We start from the raw sequence: 20,690 nt of genomic DNA on the forward strand, positions 1-20,690 counted from the left end.
GCCAGGGCTCGCGGTGGGCGAGCGAGGTTAGGTTAGCATTAGCTAACTTTTCGACCAGCCCCCGCCTCGGGCGCCTCTGAGAAAGGCGACATCGTGCCGCTCCTCCACCGCCGCTCCGCAGGCCTCCTGGCCGCCGCCCTGGTCGCTCTCGGGCTGCTGGGCGGCTGCTCCTCGGCGGAGTCCGCGGTCGACGGCCCGGTCACTCCGCGTCTCGCCGACGTCGCACCGCTCGCCGAGCCGCGCACCGCTACCGGCCCCTCCACGGCCCGGATCCAGGCGGCTCCCGTCGAGCCGATCTCGTCGGGTCCGCAGGCGCTGCCCGCCTCCGTCGTCGACGCGCAGGGCACGGCCGTCACGGTGGCCGACACGTCCCGCATCCTCGCGCTCGACCTGTACGGCTCCACCTCGCGGCTCGTGTTCGAGCTCGGTCTGGGCGACTCCGTCGTCGGCCGCGACCTCTCGAGCGACTTCGCCGAGATCGCCGACCGGCCGATGGTCACCCGCAACGGGCACGACCTCGCCGCTGAGGCGATCCTCGACCTGGCGCCGACCGTGATCATCACCGACACCAGCCTCGGCCCGTGGGACACCGTCCTGCAGATGCGGGACGCCGGCATCCCCGTCGTCGTGGTCGGCGCGGACAGGTCGATCGCGACCATCCCCTCCCTCGTCGGCGAGGTGGCGGCGGCGCTCGGCGTGCCGGAGCGCGGAGCCGAGCTCGCGGCGCGCGTGAGCGCCTCCGTCGACGAGACGATCGCCCGCATCGGCGCGGTCGCCCCGGCCGACCCGGCTCAGCGGCTGCGGATCGCGTTCCTCTACGTGCGCGGCCAGTCCGGCGTCTACTACCTCTTCGGCGAGGGCTCGGGCGCCGACGACCTCGTCCGCTCGCTGGGCGGTGTGGACGTGGCGGAGGAGATCGGCTGGCAGGGGATGCGACCGCTCACCGACGAGGGGCTCGTCGCCGCCGCACCGGATCTCGTCCTGATGATGACCGGCGGCCTCGACTCGGTCGACGGAGTGGACGGACTGCTCCAGCAGGTGCCCGCGCTCGCCCAGACACCGGCCGGGCAGAACCGCCGCATCGTCGACATGGCGGACACCCGCATCCTCAGCTTCGGCCCCGACACCCCGCGCACGCTCGACGCGCTGGCTGTCGCGATCTACGCTCCGGACAGCGCCCGATGACGGCCGTCGCGGGAGCGCCCGCCCCGCGCCTCAGCCGGGTCCCGGTCCTCATGGGCGCCCTGATCCTCGGGCTCGTCGTCGTCGCCGTCGTCTCCGCCGGTCTCGGGCAGCTCCCGATCCCACCCGCGCAGATCCTCGGCTCGGTCGCCCAGCACGTGAACGACGTCCTCGGCGCTCGAGTGCTGCCGGTGCTCGAGACCCCCGCACACGTGAACGGCGACGCGACGCTCTGGGCGATCCGCTTCCCCCGGATCGCGATGGCCGCCGTCGTCGGGGCGGCGCTCGCCGTGGGCGGGGCCGTCATGCAGGGGGTGTTCCGCAATCCGCTGGCCGAGCCCGGCGTCGTCGGAGTCTCCTCCGGAGCCGCTCTCGGCGCGGCCGCGGTGATCGTGACCGGGCTCGACGCGCTGGGGCCGCTGACCGCGCCGGCCGTCGCCTTCGTCGGCGGGCTGATCGCGACCCTCCTGGTGTACCTGACGGCCCGGGCCCGCGGGCGCACCGAGGTGGTCACGCTCGTGCTCACCGGCATCGCGGTGAACGCGGTCGGAGGCGCGGGGATCGCGCTCCTCACCTTCCTCGGCACCACGCAGCAGCGCGAGCAGATCGTGTTCTGGCAGCTCGGGTCCCTCAACGGCACGCGCTGGCAGGACGTGGCGATCGTCCTGCCGATCACCGCGGCAGGCATCGTCGCGGCCGCCCTCCTCTCGCGCCGGCTCGACCTGCTGGCCCTCGGCGAGCGCCAGGCGCAGCACCTCGGGGTGCCGATCGAGCGGACCCGGATCGCCGCGATCGTGGTCGTCGCGGCGCTCACCTCCGCCGCCGTCGCCCTCTGCGGCATCATCGCGTTCGTCGGGCTGGTCGTGCCGCACCTGCTGCGCATGGTCCTCGGGCCGGCGCACTGGGCGCTGATCGGCACGAGCGCCGTGGGAGGGGCGCTGCTGCTGGTCTCCGCCGACGCGGTCGCGCGCACCGCGGTGCCGTACGCCGACCTGCCGATCGGGATGCTCACCGCGCTGGTCGGCGGTCCGTTCTTCTTCTGGCTGCTGCGGCGGGCCCGCGTGCGCTCGGGAGGCTGGGCGTGAGCGCGGAGGAGCGGCTGCGCGCGTCCGGTGCGGGCGTCGCCTACGGCCGCCGTCAGGTGCTCGACCGCATCGATCTGAGGATCCGCCGCGGCGAGTTCGTCGCGCTGGTCGGGCCGAACGGCGCCGGGAAGTCGACCCTCCTCTCGGTGCTCGCGGGGGACTCCGTGCCCGACGCCGGCGAGATCGACCTCGACGGGCGGAGCCTCCGGAGCTACCGCGCGCCCGAGCTCGCTCTGCTGCGCTCCGTGCTGACGCAGTCGAACGAGGTGTCGTTCCCCTTCACGGTCGCCGAGGTGGTCGAGATGGGCCGGTCGCCGAGACGGGGCGCCGACGGTGCGGGTGCGGCCGTCGCGCTGGCCCTCGCGGACGCGGAGGTCGCGACGCTGCGCGACCGGCGGATGCCCGAGCTCTCGGGTGGCGAGCGGGCGCGGGTGGCGTACGCGCGGATGCGCGCGCAGGAGTGCGATCTGGTGCTGCTCGACGAGCCGACGGCCAGTCTCGACATCCGACATCAGGAGCGCCTGCTCGGCCAGGTCCGCTCGCACACGGAGTCGGGCGGCTCGGCCGTCGTCGTGCTGCACGATCTCGGGCTGGCCGCCGCCTACGCCGACCGCGTCGTCGTGCTCGAGGGCGGACGGGTCCGCGCCGACGGGCCGCCCGCGCTCGCCCTGACGACGGAGCTGCTGAGCGACGTCTACCGCTTCCCGATCCGCGTCGACGCCGACGCCGACGGAGTCCTCTCGATCCGGCCGGAGCGTGCGCGGCGCACCGACCGGCCCCCGTCAGACGCCGACACCCGCGCCGCTGCGCCGACAGGAGAGATCCGATGATCCGCACGTTCCGCCGGGCTGCTGCGGCGGGCCCGCACCGTCCGGCCGCTCCGGCCCGCCTCCTCGCCGCCGTGCTGCTCGGGGCGGCGGTCGCCGCCGCTCCGCTCGCCGCCCCCGCGGCCGCCGCCGCCGGCTCCGTGACGATCACCCTCCCGGGCGGTGCGTCCGCTGCCGATCCCGCCGAGGCGACGTCGATCACCGTCGCAGGACGCGGATTCCAGTCGGTCGCGGGGGGCTTCGGCGGGGTGTACGTCCTGTTCGGCTGGGTGTCGGGCGAGGGCTGGGCGCCCAGCAGCGGCGGGCAGGCCGGTGCCGACTACCGGTACGTGCCCGACTCCCAGTCGAAGGACAACGCGGGCTACGAGCGGTTCGTGGCCTTCCCGGGCGGCGAGACGGAGTCGGCGGCGAACGGCGTGCTCGCGGCCGACGGCTCCTTCGTCGTCGACCTGACGATCCCGTCGGCGCGCTTCGAGGCGATGGACCGCTCGGGGGCGCTCACGACCGTCGACTGCCTCGAGGTGCAGTGCGGCGTGATCACCCTCGGCGCGCACGGAGTGAAGAACGCGAGCAACGAGTCGTTCACTCCGGTCTCGTTCGCGGCGCCCGCGGCGGCCCCCGCTGCGGCTGATGCGGGCGCGGGAGCCGCGGGCGCGGCGGTTCCGGGCTCGGAGGAGTCGACCGCGGCCGTCGGCACCGCGCGCGTCGGCTACACCGCCTCCTCGGCGGTCGCGGGGAACGCCCTCTCCTTCACCGGTCAGGGCTTCGCCGCCTCGGAGCAGGTCGTCGCGACCCTCGACGACGGCGTGGTCGGCGTCGGCCCGCTCACCGCCGGCACCCGTGGCGAGATCGCGGGGGTCCTCCCGCTGCCGGCCGATCTGCGCGGCGGCACTCACCTGCTCACGCTCACGGGCGCCGCCTCGGGAGCGAGCGCGCAGAGCGAGGTGACCGTCGTCGCGGCGGCCGCGCCCGGCGCGCCGAGCGCTCCACCGGCGCAGGAGGTGCCGGTCTGGCTCCCCCTCGCGCTCGGCGCTGCTCTGCTCATCGCGGCGGGGCTGGTGCTCGCGAGTGCCGTCGTGGCGATCGTGCGCGCGGCGCGCCGGCGGCGGACGCGGCGGGGATCGGAGGTGCGGAGCGTGGTGTCCGGTGCGGACCCGGCTCTCGCTGAACCGGTCGACGCGGAACCGGTCGACGCGGCGTCCGCCCCGGCGCCCGTCGCCGCCGCGCCTCCGCTGCTCGACCGCGAGACGGCGGACGCCCGATGAGGCGCCGCCTGGCGGGCCTCGCAGCCGCGGCCGTGCTGGCGCTGGGGCTCGCTCCGGCGGCCGCCGCGACGCCCACCACTCCCGGAGGAGGGACCGAGATCGGCGTGACCGTGCCCGAGGGCGTGACGACCGGAGCCGACGGCCGCATCGCGGACGCCGAGCTCCGCTGGGGACTCAACCGCGAGACCTCCGGCGGCGCCTTCGCCGGCGGCTGCAACTTCCTCAGCGCGGGCACCGCGGGCGATACCGGCGGCTCCCGCGTCTGGGCCGAGGCGGACGGCCTCTACTCGTCGCGGGAGGGGGCCGTCTCGATCGAGAAGGCGACGGCGGACGGAGGGTGGACCGGCGCCTCCTTCGCCACCCGCTGCACCGACCCCTCGGGCGCGGCCGTCCGCGCCGCCTCGCCGGCGTCGAGCACCCAGACCCAGGTGGTCATCGGCGGCGGCGCGGGCGAGGCCTCGGCAGCGGGTCTGACCCTCCGCTGGAGCGGCTCCTTCACCGTCGCCTTCTACGGAGGCATGACCTACTGGAGCGCGAGCGACCCGGTGCTCGAGCTCGACGCCGCCGGGAACGGGCGGCTGACCGCCACCGCGAGCGGATACGGCGCCTCCCGCGACGACGCCTCGGTCTGGCGCCCGGTCCCCGCCGCCTCGGTCGTGCTCGCCGAGGTCCGCGGCGCACCGCTCGGGGCCGGCGGATTCAGCGTGATCCCGGAGTACCGGGGCGTAGCGAGCCAGATCGGCGGGCAGGTGCCCAGGACCGCCGAGAACGAGGCGCACTGGGGATCGTTCCCACCGAGCTTCCTGCGCTTCCAGGAGCAGACCGGCCAGGTCGGCTACTGGCTGACCTCGGGCGGCGTCCGCGATCCGGCGAAGCCCGCCACCCCGCTCCTGGTGAACTACGACGCCTCCGCGCCCGTGGTCGTCGCGGTTCCGGAGACGGGTGCGGCGCCGACGGGCTCCGCTCCCACGGGCCCCGCTCCCACCGGCGGCACGGCGGCGGCCGGGGCCGCGGGGCCGACCGCCGCGACGGCGCCTCCGTCCGCGGCGGGCGCTGCGGAGGCGGGGCTCGTCGGCGAGGCGACCACGGTCGTCCGCGACGGCGGCGGACTGGTGCCGGAGGCGGTGGCGGGTTCCCCGGTGCTCCCGCTGCTGATCGGAGCGCTGGCGCTCGCCGTTCTGATCGCCGTCCTGGCCGTCCTGCACCTCACCGGGTGCCTCCCGTGGCGACGGGGAGCGGCCGGCTGAGCCGCCCGCCCTCGGCCGGTGGTCGGCGCGACTCCTCCGATGCGCAGAACGTCGGCTGCGTCGGTCGGGCCTCCTCTGTCCCGGCAGGGCGGCTGTTCTCCGCTGACGTTCTGCGCGTGCGGTGCGGCTATCCCCGGGAGGAGGCGCGCGCCCGGCGCCGCCCGAGGGCCACGGCGAGTGCGACGAGCGCAGCGGCCCCCAGCAGGATGAGGAGGGCGGCGACCGGGACGGCGGCCAGGCCGAACTCGGCCGTGACCGCCTCCATCGCCGCGGCACCGAAGCCCACGCTGCTGGGCTGCAGGCTCACGGCGCCCGAGAGCCGGAGCAGCGCACCGACGCCGTCGAGGCGCTCCTGCACGTCGATCTCCGAGCCCGGGAGAACCTCCGGGAGCTGCCGCTGCGCGCTCGCCGCGGCGACTCCGAACGGACCGGAGACGCTCGTGGAGGTCTGCCCGGTGATGCGGGTGTTGCCCGTGTTCGCGACGGAGTAGTCGACCGTGACGAAGCCGACCGCGAGGGGGTTCCAGCTGCCCGAGAACGCCACCCGCGGCTCCGACAGCTCGACCGTCGGGACGAGATCGCCCGCCACGCGCAGCTGCAGGCGCGTGCCCAGACGGCGGTCGACCTGGACCTGGGCGTCCGGGTCGTCGACGCGGAGGGACGTGACGATCCCCGCGGGGTGGTCCCCGGGGAGGGCGTCGGCCGGAACGGTCACGGTGAAGGGGACGGCGGCCTCCTGGCCCGGGGCGAGCGACAGCGACGCGGAGTCGAGGGAGATCCAGGTGCCGGAGTCCTCGGAGGCGGTTCCCGCGGTGAGCACGTCGATCCCGCCTTCGCGGGTGGTGAACGCGTCGGCGGAGTAGAGGTCGAGGACGAGCTCGGCGGCGCCGTCGTTGCGGACCGAGATCGAGTCCTCGACGACGGCTCCGGCATCGAGCGCGTAGTCGAAGTTCGCGCGGACGGCGCCGGAGTCGTCGGCGGTCGGGCCGATGCTCCAGGCCGGGCCGGTCGCGGCGGCGGGCGCGGCGGAGACGGTCGACGCGTCGGCGGCGGGCGCGGCAGCGAGCACGACTCCGACGAGGAGGGCGGTGAGTGCGAGGGGGGAGCGGTGCATGGGGTCCGTCTCGGTGCAGGAAGTGGAGTGACGAGAGGGCGGCGCCGCCTCCCGGAGGAGTGCGGCGCCGCCCCGAGGGGTCGCCCGGCCGGTCAGCCGAGCGCGGTGACGGTGAGCGTCGCCGCGTAGTCGCCCGCGGGCGTCGTGGTGGGGATGACGAGCTTCACGGCCGCATCGACGGAGGCGCTCGCCGCGGCGGTGCTGGAGGCGAGCGTCGCGGGCTCGGCGAGTCCCGCCCCGTTCTCGAGGGTCGAGCCGACAGCGGCGCCGGCCGCGACCGCCGGTCCCGCACCGGCGACGCTCGGCGTCCAGCCGAGGTAGCCGGCGTCGAAGCCGCCGGCGGCGGAGGTGAAGCCGCTGACCGACCCGGCGATGCTCCAGCCGTACGGAGTCGAGCCGCCCGAGCGGGTGTCGGTCACGGCGATGGTGTTGAGCGCGCCGTTCGCGACGAACGTCGATCCTGCCTGCACCGCCGTGCCGAGGCTGACGGCGTCGGTGCTCTCGAACGCCCAGCCGAAGCTCCCGGTGGCCGGGGGAGCGGTGACGGCCGGGACCTGGACGGTGATGTCCTGCTCGCCTGGCTCGGTCGGCGGGGTGGTCGGCGGCGTGGTCGGCGGCGTGGTCGGCTCCGGAGTCGTGGCGCCCGTCAGCGTGTACGCGACCGAGAGCGGCGAGGCGGGCTTGGCCGCGTCGCGCGAGCCGCCGGAGCTGTACCAGTAGCTGCTCTGGCCGGTCTTCGCCTGGAAGTCGATGAAGCTCTGCGGGAACGAGCCCCACGACGCTCCGGTGCGCGACTGCGCGGTCCCCGCCGTGGTGACCGCGACGCCGAGGTAGTCCGGAGCGGCCGTGAGGGAGTCGTCGTCGGCCGCGGCTCCGCGGATGTCGGCGAGGACGACCTGCTGCGGGGCGACCGGGACCCACTTCGTCTGGTCGGCCATGTCGGTGCCGTAGCCGCTCGCGGTCGCGGTCAGCGTCCCGTTGCCCGCTCCGTCCACGCTCAGCACCGGATCGGTGGCGGTCCAGTAGGTGAGCCCGCCGTAGAACGCGACGGTGAAGGAGCCGTCCCACTCGATGCGCGTCGAGCCGTCCGCGGCGACCGTGCCGGTGCCGCCGTCGACGAGGACCGCGTTCCGGGTGAGGGAGGCGGTGGAGGCCGGGTTGACGGGGGTGCCCGCGGCGGTCTGGCACTTGGTGCCCCAGCTGGTCGGCACCAGTGCGCCGGAGGCGTCGGGCTTCACGATCGAGACGTTGCCCGCCTCCTGGGCGTAGAAGCCGTCGGCCTCGGTCCAGAGGCGGGAGCTGCCGGTGTCGCCGGCGGTCCCCGCGCTGAGGAAGTTGCAGCCGCCGAAGAACGCGCCGCCGCCGGCCTCGCCGCTGAGACCCCAGGTGAAGGAGGCGTCGGTGACGGTCCCGGGCGAGGCGGCGGCGGACGCGGACGGAGCGAGCGCGAGGGCGCCGCCCGCCAGGGAGACGGTGGCGAGCAGCGCGATGGCGGCACGGTGGATGCGGGGTCGTCGTGGATGCACGGCGTGGTCCTCTCGGAGGATCGGTAAGGGTCGCCTCACCTTACTTAGGGTCACCTTATTAAGGCAATCCTCACTCCGGGCGGTCCGATCGACCCGGCCGTCCCGTCCCGCGCCGCGCGAGCGCCTCCGCAGTGCCATGATCGTGCGCGGAGGCGCACCGCGCCCGAGAGGAGCAGCGCGATGGAGGAGCCCGTCGTCGCGATCGTCTGGATCGTCTCGTTCGTGGTGGTGACCGTCCTGGTCACCGGGCTGTCGGGGCGGGTGAACTGGTCCGCTCCCGTGGCGCTCGTCGCCGTCGGAGCCCTCGCCTCCTTCGTCCCCGGGATCCCGGAGGTGGTGGTCGAGCCGGACGTGGTGCTGTTCGGGATCCTGCCGCCGCTGCTCTACGCGGCGGCGATCCGCACCTCCGTCCTCGACGTCCGCGCTCGCGGCGACAGCATCCTCCTGCTGTCGGTCGGGCTCGTCGTCTTCACGGTCGCGGTGGTCGGCGCGGTGGCCTGGATGGTCGTCCCGGCGATCACGGTCGCCGCGGCCCTCGCGTTCGGCGCGATCGTGGCGCCCACGGACGCGGTGGCGGTCACGGCGATCGCGGGGCGGCTCCGCCTGCCGCGGCGCATGCTCACGGTGCTCGAGGGCGAGAGCCTCCTCAACGACGCGACCGCACTGGTGGCGCTGAACGCCTCACTCCTGGCGATCGTCAGCACGGTCACTCCCGGGCGCATCGCGCTCGACTTCGTGCTGGCCGTGGCGGTGGGCGGCGGGGTCGGGATCGGCATCGCCGTGCTGCTCGGGTTCGTGCGCAAGCAGGTGCAGTCGTCCGTCCTGGACACGAGCCTCTCGCTGGTGACGCCCTACGTCGCGTTCATCCCGGCGCAGCTGCTGCACGGTTCCGGGGTGCTGGCGGTCGTGGTCGCGGGGCTCTACCTGGGCTACCGGGCGCCGGTCATCCAGTCCGCGCAGGCGCGGATCGCGGAGTCGCTCAACTGGCGGACGATCCAGTTCCTGCTCGAGAACGCGGTGTTCCTCTTCATCGGGCTGAGCCTGTCGTCGGTGGTGGAGGCGACGGCCGACTCGGGCATCGGGGTCTGGCAGACGGTCGGCATCGGCGCGGCCGTGCTCGCGGCGCTGGTCGGGAGCCGCGTGGCCTGGATGTGCATGACGACGCTGCTGTTCCGGCACGGTCCGCGCCGGCTGCAGCAGCGCGGGTGGACCTGGCCGACCGCGATCGGGGTGTCGTTCGCGGGCATCCGCGGCGTGGTCACCCTCGCCGCCGCGTTCCTCCTGCCCGCGGAGACGCCGCAGCGCGCGTTCCTGCAGTTCCTCGCCTTCATCGTGGTGGCGGGGACGCTCGTCGAGGGGCTCGCGCTCCCGCGGCTCGTCCGCGCCCTGAAGCTGCCGGCCCCGAACGAGATGCAGGAGCACGTCGAGAAGCAGATGCTGCTCGCCGAGGCGCAGGCCGCCGGGCTCGCCCGGCTCGACGCGGAGCCGCAGGACGGAGTGGAGGACCGCGTTCTCGACCGGCTGCGGCGGAACGCGACGTTCCTCGCCGACGCCCTGGAGAACCCTCCGGAGGGCGAGGGCGTGGAGCCGCTCCCGCAGGCCTACAACCGGCTCCGGCGCGTGATGATCGCGGCCGAGCGGGAGGCGGTGCTCCGCGCGCGCTCCGAGGGGCGGTACCAGGAGCCGGCGGTGGTGAGCGCTCTGGCGTTCCTCGACGTGGAGGAGGAGGCGCTGGCGGTCGGGCGGCAGTAGCGCCGGGAGGGCGGGGACCCCGGGCGGGATCCCCGCCCTCTCGGCGGTACGGTGTCCGGGCTCAGTCCAGGGTGGAGCGGACCGAGGCGCGGGCCTCGTCGAGCGCGGCGCGCAGGGCGTCGACGCTCGCGGTCGTCACCGATCCCGAGGAGGCGGCGGTGCGCAGCTCCGCGCGCAGCTCGTCGCGGAACTCGGTGAGCAGCACCTCGGCGTCGCGCAGGGCGATCCGCGAGGCGGTGCGCGCGTCGGGCGAGGCCGGTGCGGCCTGCTCCGGCGCGGGCTGCTCGGAGGGGGTGCCGGACGTGTCCTGCGGGCGCGGCTCCTCGGCAGAGTGCTCCGGTCGGCGTCCGGGCTCCCGCGAGTCGCGCGCGGCGCTGGCCAGGTCGGCGCGGAGGCTCTTCATCGCCTCCGCGACGCCGAGGCGGACCTCGTCGGCGAGCCGGCGGACGGAATCGGTGAGCTCCTCCTCGATGTCGCCCAGGTCGGTCGCGCGGTTCGCGAGCTCGGCGCGGCCGGCGTCGGTGATGGAGTAGACGGTCTTGCGGCCGTCGGCCTCCTTCGTGACGAGTCCCTCCTCCTCCAGCTTCGCGAGGCGCGGGTAGACGGTGCCGGCGCTGGGCGCGTAGGTGCCGCCGAAGCGCTCGCTGAGCGCCTGGATCAGCTCGTAGCCGTGGCGCGGCGATTCGGCGAGGAGGTTGAGCAGGTAGAGGCGCAGGCGGCCGTGCGCGAAGACGGGGCTCACAGCGAGCTCCCGTCCATCGGGCGGCGGTCGTCGGCCGGGCCGGTGCCGGGGGAGCCCCAGCCCTCGCCCACCGAGGCGGAGGACGCGGCGACGGACCGGCGGACGACGACCACGTCTCCCGAGACGGAGTTGGCGGCGACGTCGACCCACTTCGAGTCGAGCGAGCCCGTGGTCGAGGTGAAGCCCCGGCCGAAGGTGCCCTTGACGACGGAGCCGTCGAGCTGGAGCGTGCCCGAGACGGTGTTGATGCGGTAGCGGGCGCCGAGGCCCTCGTCGACGCGGATCGTGAGGTCGCCGCTGACGGTGTTGGCCTGGATCCGGTCGGGGGTGCCCTCGGCGTCGACGAACACGCTGCCCGAGACGCCGTCGACGGTGAAGCGGGTGAGCTCGCCGGTCGCGGTGACGTCGCCGGAGACGGTGCGCGCGGTGACACGGCCGGTGTGGCTGCGGACCGAGAGCTCGCCGTGGACGGTGTTCACCTCGATGTCGCCGTGCAGGCCGTCGACGACGATGTCGCCGCCGACCGTCGAGACGCGGGCGTCGCTGTGGAGACCCGAGACCAGGCCGTCGGCCGAGACGGTGTCGAACTTGAGGTCGACGCCGCGGGGGACGAGGAGGCTGATGTCGGCGCGGTCGCCGCGGCGGCCGAGGCCCTTCACGACGTCGACGATGGTGTCCCAGCGGAGCTGGACGTGGTCGATCTCGAGGCGGTCGCCGTCCATCGAGACCTGGAGCGGGCGGCCGTCGACGCTGTGGACCTCCACGCGAGCGGTCGGCTCGTCGTGGGCGATGACGTCGATCTGGCCGCCGACGAGGGCGACCTTGACCGAGCGGACGACGTCGAGGTCGATGACCTTCGTCTCGCCGGCCTGTACGAGCCATTTCTCGAGGGACATGAGCTCCTCCTCCTGCACCGGGGTGCCTTTCTGAAACGCGATACATCGCGAGTGGACGAGAGTCACGATATATCTCGATCGCTGCGGTCGGCAACGGGGCTCGGCCGGTTCCCAGCGTCGACGGGCCGGGACCGGGGCGGGGCCGAGGCGGGATGAGGCCGGGGGCCGGAGCCGAGGCCGCCGTCGAGGGGGTGAGGCCGCGGCGGGCGCCGTGGTAGACCGGGCGCATGGACCCGATCGCGGCACTCGAGGAGATCGCAGCACTGCTCGAGCGGGAGCGGGCCTCCCGCTACCGGGCGAAGGCGTTCCGCCGGGCGGCCGCGGTGCTGGAGGGGATGGCGTCCGCCGAGCGGGACGACCTCGCCCTCGTGCGGCGGGCCTCCGGGATCGGCGACACGACCTTCACGGTGATCGAGCAGGCGCGGTCGGGCCGGGTGCCCGACTACCTCGCGGAGCTGCGCGGCTCGGCTCCTCCGCCCGCGAGCGCTCTGCGGGGACGGCTGCGCGGCGATCTCCACAGCCACAGCGAGTGGTCCGACGGGGCGACGCCCGTCCTCGCGATGGTGGACGCGGCCCGCGCGCTCGGCCACGAGTACCTGGCGCTCACCGACCACTCGCCGCGGCTCCGGGTCGCCCACGGTCTCAGCGCGGAGCGGCTGGAGGAGCAGCTCGCCCATCTCGCTGGCCTCGACACCGGGACCCTGCGGCTGCTCAGCGGGATCGAGGTCGACGTCCTCGAGGACGGCGCGCTCGACCAGACGGACGAGCTGCTGGACCGCCTCGACGTGGTCGTCGCGAGCGCCCACTCGAAGCTTCGGCTGCCCTCCCGCGAGATGACGGCCCGGCTGGTCGCGGCGGCCTCGGATCCGCGGACCGACGTCCTCGGCCACGTCACGGGGCGGCTGGTGTCGGGCGAGCGCGGCACCCGCCCGCCGTCGACCTTCGACGCCCGGGCCGTGTTCCGCGCGTGCGCCGACCACTCCACCGCGGTCGAGATCAATGCCCGCCCCGAGCGCGAGGACCCGCCGGACGAGCTGATCGCGCTCGCGCTCGAGGAGGGCTGCCTGTTCTCGATCGACAGCGACGCGCACGCTCCGGGCCAGCTGAGCCTGCTCGACTACGGAGCCGAGCGGGCGGAGCGGCTCAGCGTCCCGGAGGAGCGGATCGTGACCACCTGGCCGGTCGAGCGGCTCCTGGAGTGGACCCGCGGCTGAGGATCCTCGCGCGTTGCGCAAACGAACTGCGGCCATCACCCCCTTGACAGGAGGCCGTACCGCGGGAGGAGATCCGACGCAAGTGGCGAAATCCCAGCCGCCCACGCGGCATGCTCGGTACCGGTCCGCTCCTCCTGGGCCGCTCCAGCGGTCGGGAGTCGCGCTCCGTCGCACTCTCCGCTCCGACAGACCAGGTGAACCATGGCCACGCAGACCGCTCTCGACGCCGTGCGCGCCGCTCCCACTCTGCTCGAGGCCGTCCGGATGGCCGACGAGCTGACGGTCGCCGCGGTGAGCGACGGTGGTGGCCGCGCGGTGCGCCTGCTCACCCGCGCAGCCCTGGACCCCTCGGACCAGCTCACTGCGATCGCGGCCGTGCACTCGCTCGCGCAGGTCTTCGACGAGGAGGCCGACCTCGCGCTGCTGATGCTGCTCGAGGACGAGCGCCCGTACCTCCGCGAGCACGCCGCCTGGGCCTTCGGCGGGCGCCTGCCCCGCCCCGCCGCGCTCGGACCGCTGCTGCGCCTGGTCCGCGACGGCGGCTTCTCGGGCATGCTCGCGCAGCGCACCGTCCTGCTCTGGGCCTCCTCGACCCCCGACCTCGTCGCCGTCGCGCTCGAGGGCGCGCTGCTCGGCGAGCGCGAAGCGGCGGCCCGGGCACGGCTCGTCGAGACCCTGGGCCTCGTGCCCGGCACGATCGCCGAGCGCACCCTCCTGCACGTGGCCGCCGATCGTGCGGAGGGGCTGGAGGCGCGGGCCGCCGCGACGGACGCGCTCGGCGAGCGCGGCTCCGACGACGCCGAGCTCCTGCTCACCGGCCTGGCCCAGGAGGCGGCGCCGATCGGGCCCCTCGCCCGGCTCGCCCTCGGCGACCTCGCCCCCGCACCGGCCGTGGAGGCCGGGCCGACGGTCGCGCAGCTCTTCGTCCACGCCGACATCGACGGCACCCTGACGCGGGTGGGCGCCGGCGACAACGGCGGCATCGCGACCCTGCTGGTGCGCCTGGGCGACTCGCTCGTCGAGCAGGAGGGCATCGATCGGGTGCTCACGCTCTCGCGCGGGACTCCGGCCGAGGCCGAGCGCGCGCTCGGCGAGCTGCCCGACTCCGGCCACGGCTTCGCTCCGGTCCCGTTCGTGGGGCCGCCCGTCGCGATGCCCCAGGCGTGGAGCCGCCGCATCGCCGCCGAGCGCGGCATCCGCCGGATCCTGCGCGCGGCCGGCCGGGTCGACGTGCTGCACCTGCGGATGGCGGACGTCGGATCCCTCGCGGCGGCCGCGGTCGCCCGGGAGCTCGAGATCCCCGTCGTGTTCACCCTCGCTCCGGACCCGCACGCCCTGATCGCGGGCCTGGACGCGTCCGGCGCCCTCACCCGCGCGGACTTCGGCGAGCGCGACGCCGCCGAGCACTTCTGGTTCCGCGTGCGCCTGGTGCAGCGCCTGGCCGCCGACGCCGCGCACACCGTCCTGTTCCCGCGGGAGGAGCTGGCGGCGACCATCCGCGAGCTGATCGGCGTCGACATCACCGCGCACCCGGAGCGGCACACGATCGTCCCGGAGGGGATCGACGTCGGCCTGGTCGAGCGCGGCGAGTCGGCCGCACGGGCCTCCGCCGCCGGTGAGCCGGTCGCGCTGGACGAAGGCGGGGACCTGGCCTCGCTCGACCTCCTGCTGGAGGAGCTGCCCGAGCACCGCCGCGGCCTCCCGCTGCTGCTCAGCGTGGGCCGCCTGCACCGGGTGAAGGGGATGGCGGCGCTCGCCGAGGCCTGGGCGTCCGACCCCTCGCTCCGGGAGCGCGCCAACCTGCTCCTGGTCGGCGGCGACCTCGCCGACCCGAGTCCCGACGAGCGCGAGCAGCTCGACCGCATCCGCGCCGTCGCGTCCGACGGGCTGCTCCTGGCCGGACACCGCCCGAACGGCACCGTGGCCCGCTGGCTCGGCGCGATCCGGCACGGCCGACCGGGGCTCTCGGCTCCGGGAGGCGCCTACGTCTGCGCGAGCGTCAAGGAGGAGTTCGGCATCGCCCTCCTCGAGGCGCTCTCCGCAGGACTGGTCGTCGTCGCTCCGGCGACAGGCGGGCCCGCGACCTACGTCGAGGAGGGGGAGACCGGCTTCCTGGTCCACACCGCCGACCCCGCGGCACTCGCCGCCGGCGCCGCCGCCGCACTGGATCTCGCAGGAGGGCCTCTCGGCGAGCACGCCGCGGCCCGCGGGCGTGCGATGGTCGCCGAGCGCTACACGGTGCAGGCCATGGCTCATGCCCTCTCGGGCGTCTACGCGCACGCGACCGCGGACCAGGAGCGTCCCCTCCGCTCGCCGCTCGTGCTGGGGGCCTCGTGACCCTGCTGATCATCAGCCCCGACTACGCGTCGCACCTGCTGCCGCTGGCGACCCTCGGCACGGCGTGGCAGGAGGCGGGCGAGCGCGTCGTCGTGGCCACCGGCGACGCGACGCGCTCCATCGTCGACGGCTTCGGATTCGAGCACATCGCGCTCCGGCTGGGGCGCGGCTCCAACCCGGGCACGATCCGCGCGGAGGAGCAGGCGCCCGACGAGGGCGCGTCCCTCCGCGGCTTCTTCGACGCCACCCGGCGCGGGATGGTCCCGACCCTCGCCTACCAGGCGCGGGAGCGGCTCACCGATCTGCTCTGGGATCCGTCCGGCGTCGCCGGACGCCTGCGCGTGATCCTCGACGAGGTGCAGCCCGACGCGATCGTGGTCGACCACCTCGCCTTCACCGCGCGCGTGGCGCTGAAGGCCCTCCGCGTGCCCTACGGCGACGTCGTGCTCGGCCACCCCAGCGCCCTCACGGTGCCCGGCGAGGTCTACGGGTTCCCTCCGGTCTGGCCGGACGCCTTCGCGCCGGAGCCGGACGACCTCGATGCGCTCCGCAGCCTCTGCGAGCAGGTGCGCGACTCCTTCACCGCCGAGTGGAACGCCGCCCTCACCACCCTGGACCCCGGAGCGGCGCCCAGCGCCGACGCCTTCGCCGAGAGCGGCGACGTCCTGCTGCTCAACTACCCGGGCGAGCTCCACGACCCGGCCCGCACCGCTCAGCTGCCGCCGCACGCGTTCCTCGGCTCCGCCGTCCGCGAGGAGCCGGACGACGCGGAGGTCGAGGAGTGGCTCGCCGCGTCCGAGGATCCGGTCGTCTACGTGAGCTTCGGCAGCTTCCTCTCGGTGCGCGACGACGTGCTCGCCCGGGTCGTCGAGGCCCTGGCCGGCGTCGTGGCCGGGGGCAGGCCCGTCCGGGTGGCTCTCGCCTCCGGCGCGACCGAGCGCTCGGCCCTGGGCGAGGTCCCGGAGGGCTGGCTGGTCCGCGGCTTCCTGCCGCAGGTCGCGCTCCTGCGCAGGGCCGCACTCGCGGTCAGCCACGGCGGCAACAACAGCGTCACGGAGGCGATGACCGCGGGCGTGCCGCTCGTCGTCCTGCCGTTCTCGACGGACCAGTTCGCGGGGGCGGCCGCACTCGAGGACGCCGGGTTCGCCGCCGTGCTCGACCCCAACGCCGCCTCCGCGGGAGAGCTCGCGGAGGCTGCGCGGCGGATGCTCGCACTCGACGCTCCCGCCCGGGAACGGCTGGCGGCGCTCGCCGAGGGCCTCGCCCGCGAGACGGGACCGCAGCGGGCCCTCTCCGCCCTGAGCGGAGCGACCGTCCAGCGCTAGCCTGGGCCGATGGTCGAGCCGACACCCCGGGACGCGCCCCTGCGCGCCGAGCGGGACGCCGCGCGGGCGGAGCCGATGCTGGCTGCTCTCGGCCCGTTCGGGCGCTTCGAGGGGATCGTCCCTCCGCTGTTCGAGGAGGCCGTGCGGATCCTGCACCCCTCCGACGACCCGCCCCGGCGCTGGCGCGAGGTCGCCGAGCGGGAGGGGACGCTCCTGCATCCGCTCGCGCAGTGGTACTCGCTCACCGGCGAGCATCCCGACGAGTACGCGGAGCCCCGCCTCGGAGTGCTCCCGCTCGACGAGCTCGCGGCCGTCGCGGCCGTGCTCGCGGAGCACACGAGCACCCCCGACGACTGCCTGGCCGTGTTCTGGGAGGGGTTCGGCGTGCTGAGCGGCGGGTCGCGGATCCTGATCTCCCGCTCGGACGCCTCGGACGAGCTGCCCGAGTGGATGAGCGACACTCGGCCGACCGGCTGGGAGCACCCCGCGACCGCCGCCGCGGCGACGGTCGAGCTGCCGGGGCGGGAGGGGCCTCTGCTCTCGCTCGACGTCAGGGTGCTCGAGGACACCGCGTGGGCGCGCGCGGCGGGCTTCGCCGACGCCTCCGGACTCGTCGTGCAGACTCCGCTCGCGCTCTGGCCGGAGGACCGGGCCTGGTACCTCGCGAGCGAGGTCGACTTCGACTCGACGCTGATCGGCGGCTCGCGCGCCCTCGTCGACGACCTGCTGCGGGTCTCCGCCGCGGGGCGGATCGAGGCGCTCCTGCTGCCGGAGCAGGTGGACCTCACGAGCACCGGAGACCGGCTCAACCCGAGGCGGCGGTGACGGGGTGAGCGACGAGGACGACGAGCGCTGGCTCGTGGTGAAGGGCCGCCGATGGCGGCGCACCGACCCCTCGCTGCCGGAGGACGTGGTCGCCGGCCTCACCTCGCACCTCGGGCGAGGGCGCTCGGGAGTGCGCTCCGCCAGGCTGCACGAGGACGCGGAGGCGGAGGCGCTGGCGCGCAGGAGGGTCGGGCTCGCCAAGCACGGGCTGGGCGAGCGCGGACCGGCATGGTGGGACGAGCCCGAGGCCGATCGTCTCGAGCGCGCCCGCGAGGCGCTGCGGGCGCTCGAGGAGCTCGGCGCTCCGGAGGACTGACTCGGCTTCTGCATACCCCGAGCGTGCTCGTCGGGCGAGGCGGGCGGGGAGTGCCCGAGCGGATCCGGGGAGAGCGCGCGGAACCGCGGCCTGTGGAGGACGACCGCCCCGGCGGAGGCCGCCGACAGAGGCCGCCAGCCGAGCCCGCCCGCCCCTAGCGGAACCTCACCACGAAGCCGTCCTCCGGCCCGGTCGGGAAGCTCTGCAGGCTCACGCGCAGATCCTGCCCGTCCTCGACGTCGTACGGGTGCCCCGCGGCCAGGAGCTCCAGCGCCGCGGACAGCAGGTCGACGGTCGCCGGCTCGCCCGGGCACCGGTGGTCGCCTCCGTAGTGCCCGCCGCCCTGGGCGATGAAGCCGTTGCGGTCGACCGGCGACCGGAACCGCTCCGGATCGAAGCGGCCCGGCGCCTCCCAGTGCGAGCCGTGGTCCGTCGCGTAGAGGTCGAGCAGCATCCACTGCCCCGCGGGAAGCGTCTCGCCGCGGAAGTCCAGCTCCCGGCGGGCCCTTCCTCCGACCATCGGGAAGAACGGGTAGAAGCGCCGCACCTCGTTCGCGAACGCGACGCGCTCCTCCTGGTCGGCGAGCCGCTCGCGCCACTCCGGATGCCGGTGCAGCGCGAGCGCCGCCAGGACCACGAAGCGCCCCACCGCGACCGTGGGCCGCAGCAAGTTGATCAGCTCCACCGCGGCGACCTCGACGGGCAGGAGGCTGCCGTCCTCCTTCTCGTGCGCGATCCGGTGCAGGGGAGTCGGGGAGGGTCCGGCCGTCCGGCTCGCCTCGATCAGGCCGCGCGCCCACCGCTCGGTCGAGCGGCGGCGGAGTCGTGCGGCCCAGTTGGGCGGGCCGAAGCGCCCGGCGTTGTCGATCATCGCCCGGAGCTCGTCCGTGCGCCGCAGCACCTCCTCCTCGTCGGCCTCGATGCCGGCCCACGACAGGACCGCGCGGCCCAGGACCTCCGCGGCGACGTCCTGGAGGCGGACCCGCTCGCCGGTCAGCCGGGCGGCGGACGCCTGCCACCCCGCGCGAAGGCCGAGACCAGCCTCGACCGCTGCTCGGGCGCCTCCACCAGATCCAGGAACATCCGCTTCCGCCGCCGGTGCGGCTCGTCCTCGAGGGTCTGCACGCTGCCCTCGTCCTGCAGGAGGTGCAGCACCGAGCCGGGCAGCGCGCCCTCGCGGTCGAAGCGCCCGCCCTCGTAGAAGAAGCGCGCCGCCTCGATGCCGCGCGCCATGATCACGGGGCGTCCGAGGATCCGGGTGCGGAACGCGTCCGCGCCCACGTCGTCGAAGCGCCGCGTCCCGAAGAGGTAGCCGTCGGCGAGGACGGCCGCGCTGCTGTCGACCGCGGGGAGGACGGGGATCGAGGCGGCGATCAGCCGGCCGATCCCTCGGTGTCGTCGCCCTCGGCCTGCGAGGGCTTGTCGACGCCCGCGTCGTCGACGTGGTCGTGGTTCTGCGGGTTCTCCTGCGGCTGCTCGGTCCGGTCGGTCATGGTGCTCCTCTCGCGTCGGCGCGGTGCGCGCCTCGCGGCCACGGTAGGAAGAGCGCGGCGGACCCGGGTACCCCGTTGACTCGCGGGGGAGGGGCGGGGAGACTCCGCCGCCCTCAGCGCCTCCGCAGGAGGACCGGCGCGGTCGCCCAGACCACGGCGAGCAGCAGCAGCACGCCTCCGCCCGCCCAGAGGCCTGCCGGCCCGTCCAGCACGACGTCGAACACGAAGCCCACGACTCCGACGAACAGCAGCGATCCCGCCGCGAGGCACACCGTGACCACCCGGTTGCCGAACCGCACCAGCTCGGCCTTCCTCCGCCGCTGGAACAGCAGCCGGTGGGCGATGACGGGCGCCAGCGCCAGGATCGTGACGCACGCGGCGAGCAGGACGAGCACGAGGTAGAGCGCCACGTCGGGCGGCGCGAGGTCGGCGAAGCGCTGCTGGAAGCACAGCGTCAGCAGGAAGCCGCCCAGGATCTGCGTGCCGGTCTGCACGACCCGCAGCTCCTGCAGGATCTCGTTCCAGTTGCGGTCGGATCGCTCCTCCACCGTCTCGTCGCGACCGGAGTCGGGGGCGGAGGGGTCGACGGGTCGCTCGCTCATGGGACGAGGGTAGGGCTCAGCCGAGCAGGGACTCCGCCAGCGAGATCGCCCCGCGCACCCCGGACTCGTCGCCGAGGGCCGGGCGCACGATGCGGATCCGCCCGCCGCCCGTCCCCGTCGCTCCGGGCGCGCCCATCAGCCGCTCGACCTCGGCCTCGACCGCGGGGACGAGCCCCGGCGTCTTCGACACGCCTCCGCCGACGACCGCGAGCCGCACGCCCGCGACGTAGGCGAGCGTCGTGACGAGCTGCGCGAGGTAGTAGGAGCTGAAGCGGAGGTTCGCGGCCGCCTCCTCGGGGCCGAGGCGGGAGCCGTCGACGCCCCAGCGCGCCGAAATCGCGGGACCGGCGACCAGGCCTTCGAGGCAGTCGCCGTGGAACGGGCAGGTGCCGGCGAAGCCGTCCTCGGGGTGGCGGCGGGGCAGCAGGTGCGCGACCTCGGGCCAGCCGCTGCCGGCGAGGAGCCGTCCGCCCGCGATCACGCCGCCGCCGACTCCGGTGCCGACGGTCAGGTAGACGAAGTCGTCGACTCCGGCTCCGGCGCCCCAGCGGGATTCGCCCAGGGCGGCTCCGTTGACGTCGGTGACCAGCGCGAGCCGAGCGCCCGGTGCGGCCGCGCCGATCGGGCCGAGGACGTCAGTGCCCTCCCAGCCGAGCTTCGGCGTGGAGGTGAGGTGCCCGTAGGTCGGCGAGCCGGGATCGATGTCGAGCGGGCCGAAGGAGGCGACGCCGACCGCGGCGACGGTGCCGTCGACTCCGTGGCCGCTGACGAAGCCGGCCAGATCGGCGAGAGTCTCGGCGGGCCCGCGGGTCGGCAGGGTCGTCGTCGCGAGGATCCGCTCGGGATCAGCGGCGTCGGCGACCGCCGCGACGACCTTCGTGCCCCCGGTCTCGATGCCGACGAGGAGGGGACGGTCGGCGGTGGCGCTCATGGATCTCCAGG

The 20,690-nt window shown here is 75.1% G+C and carries 19 protein-coding genes; 11 read left to right on the plus strand and 8 right to left on the minus strand.

All coding sequences use genetic code 11. The features are described from left to right. Positions 1-93: 93 nt before the first annotated feature. Genes C5C59_RS11385 through C5C59_RS11405 form a run of 5 tightly spaced genes read left to right on the plus strand, consistent with a single transcriptional unit; the run spans position 94 to position 5,606 of the window. Positions 94-1,185, plus strand: coding sequence for a hemin ABC transporter substrate-binding protein (locus C5C59_RS11385; RefSeq protein WP_219812455.1), 1,092 nt, complete (start codon positions 94-96; stop codon positions 1,183-1,185). Further along, the gene (locus C5C59_RS11390; RefSeq protein ID WP_104238701.1) at positions 1,182-2,267 is read left to right on the plus strand and encodes an iron ABC transporter permease; all 1,086 of its coding nucleotides are present in this window, start codon (positions 1,182-1,184) and stop codon (positions 2,265-2,267) included. Before C5C59_RS11385 ends, C5C59_RS11390 begins: the two co-directional genes overlap by 4 nt. Further along, positions 2,264-3,097 (plus strand): heme ABC transporter ATP-binding protein, encoded by an 834-nt coding sequence (locus C5C59_RS11395; protein WP_104238700.1) that lies wholly within the window; start codon positions 2,264-2,266, stop codon positions 3,095-3,097. Before C5C59_RS11390 ends, C5C59_RS11395 begins: the two co-directional genes overlap by 4 nt. Continuing rightward, positions 3,094-4,359, plus strand: coding sequence for a hypothetical protein (locus tag C5C59_RS17325; RefSeq protein WP_181134888.1), 1,266 nt, complete (start codon positions 3,094-3,096; stop codon positions 4,357-4,359). Before C5C59_RS11395 ends, C5C59_RS17325 begins: the two co-directional genes overlap by 4 nt. Then, positions 4,356-5,606, plus strand: a complete 1,251-nt coding sequence (locus tag C5C59_RS11405) for a hypothetical protein (protein WP_104251274.1) — start codon at positions 4,356-4,358, stop codon at positions 5,604-5,606. The genes C5C59_RS17325 and C5C59_RS11405 overlap by 4 nt, the downstream gene beginning before the upstream one ends. Before the next feature lie 127 nt (positions 5,607-5,733). Here the strand turns inward: C5C59_RS11405 and C5C59_RS11410 are convergent, their stop codons facing one another. Both C5C59_RS11410 and C5C59_RS11415 read right to left on the minus strand, forming a co-directional pair. Next, positions 5,734-6,720, minus strand: coding sequence for a hypothetical protein (locus C5C59_RS11410; protein WP_104239543.1), 987 nt, complete (start codon positions 6,718-6,720; stop codon positions 5,734-5,736). Positions 6,721-6,812: 92 nt separating this feature from the next. Next, positions 6,813-8,246 (minus strand): hypothetical protein, encoded by a 1,434-nt coding sequence (locus C5C59_RS11415; RefSeq protein WP_104239544.1) that lies wholly within the window; start codon positions 8,244-8,246, stop codon positions 6,813-6,815. Between the two features lie 180 nt (positions 8,247-8,426). Between C5C59_RS11415 and C5C59_RS11420 the strand changes: the two genes are divergently transcribed. Beyond that, the gene (locus C5C59_RS11420) at positions 8,427-9,998 is read left to right on the plus strand and encodes a sodium:proton antiporter (protein WP_104223748.1); all 1,572 of its coding nucleotides are present in this window, start codon (positions 8,427-8,429) and stop codon (positions 9,996-9,998) included. A gap of 61 nt (positions 9,999-10,059) precedes the next feature. Here C5C59_RS11420 and C5C59_RS11425 read toward each other — a convergent pair whose 3' ends face one another. Together C5C59_RS11425 and C5C59_RS11430 are read right to left on the minus strand one after the other, a co-directional pair. Continuing rightward, entirely contained in the window at positions 10,060-10,740 is a 681-nt protein-coding gene (locus C5C59_RS11425) for a PadR family transcriptional regulator (protein WP_104239545.1), read from the minus strand. Continuing rightward, positions 10,737-11,636 (minus strand): hypothetical protein, encoded by a 900-nt coding sequence (locus C5C59_RS11430; RefSeq protein WP_258062737.1) that lies wholly within the window; start codon positions 11,634-11,636, stop codon positions 10,737-10,739. The genes C5C59_RS11425 and C5C59_RS11430 overlap by 4 nt, the downstream gene beginning before the upstream one ends. Before the next feature lie 227 nt (positions 11,637-11,863). Here C5C59_RS11430 and C5C59_RS11435 point away from each other — a divergent pair, with 227 nt between their 5' ends. From C5C59_RS11435 to C5C59_RS11455, 5 genes are all read left to right on the plus strand, one after another. Beyond that, positions 11,864-12,850, plus strand: coding sequence for a PHP domain-containing protein (locus C5C59_RS11435; RefSeq protein WP_104239546.1), 987 nt, complete (start codon positions 11,864-11,866; stop codon positions 12,848-12,850). A 201-nt stretch (positions 12,851-13,051) separates the two neighbouring features. Continuing rightward, positions 13,052-15,187 carry a glycosyltransferase gene (locus C5C59_RS11440; protein WP_104239547.1) on the plus strand — a complete coding sequence of 712 codons (2,136 nt, stop codon included), beginning with the start codon at positions 13,052-13,054 and terminating at the stop codon, positions 15,185-15,187. Next, positions 15,184-16,512, plus strand: coding sequence for a glycosyltransferase (locus C5C59_RS11445; protein WP_104251275.1), 1,329 nt, complete (start codon positions 15,184-15,186; stop codon positions 16,510-16,512). Before C5C59_RS11440 ends, C5C59_RS11445 begins: the two co-directional genes overlap by 4 nt. A 9-nt stretch (positions 16,513-16,521) precedes the next feature. Beyond that, positions 16,522-17,337: a hypothetical protein gene (locus C5C59_RS11450; protein WP_104239534.1), complete on the plus strand. Its 816-nt coding sequence runs from the start codon at positions 16,522-16,524 to the stop codon at positions 17,335-17,337. A gap of 4 nt (positions 17,338-17,341) precedes the next feature. Next, positions 17,342-17,653 carry a biopolymer transporter Tol gene (locus tag C5C59_RS11455; protein ID WP_104239533.1) on the plus strand — a complete coding sequence of 104 codons (312 nt, stop codon included), beginning with the start codon at positions 17,342-17,344 and terminating at the stop codon, positions 17,651-17,653. Between the two features lie 154 nt (positions 17,654-17,807). Here the strand turns inward: C5C59_RS11455 and C5C59_RS11460 are convergent, their stop codons facing one another. From C5C59_RS11460 to C5C59_RS11475, 4 genes are all read right to left on the minus strand, one after another. Beyond that, the gene (locus C5C59_RS11460) at positions 17,808-18,554 is read right to left on the minus strand and encodes a cytochrome P450 (RefSeq protein WP_104239532.1); all 747 of its coding nucleotides are present in this window, start codon (positions 18,552-18,554) and stop codon (positions 17,808-17,810) included. 92 nt (positions 18,555-18,646) lie between these two features. Continuing rightward, positions 18,647-18,934, minus strand: a complete 288-nt coding sequence (locus C5C59_RS11465) for a hypothetical protein (protein ID WP_104239531.1) — start codon at positions 18,932-18,934, stop codon at positions 18,647-18,649. 325 nt (positions 18,935-19,259) lie between these two features. Further along, a complete protein-coding gene (locus C5C59_RS11470; protein WP_104239530.1) occupies positions 19,260-19,748 on the minus strand; it encodes a DUF6328 family protein in 489 nt (162 codons plus the stop codon). A gap of 16 nt (positions 19,749-19,764) precedes the next feature. After that, entirely contained in the window at positions 19,765-20,679 is a 915-nt protein-coding gene (locus C5C59_RS11475; RefSeq protein WP_104239529.1) for an ROK family protein, read from the minus strand. Between the last annotated feature and the right edge of the window lie 11 nt (positions 20,680-20,690).

Source organism: Rathayibacter sp. AY1F4 (assembly GCF_002931775.1).
GTDB lineage: Bacteria > Actinomycetota > Actinomycetes > Actinomycetales > Microbacteriaceae > Rathayibacter.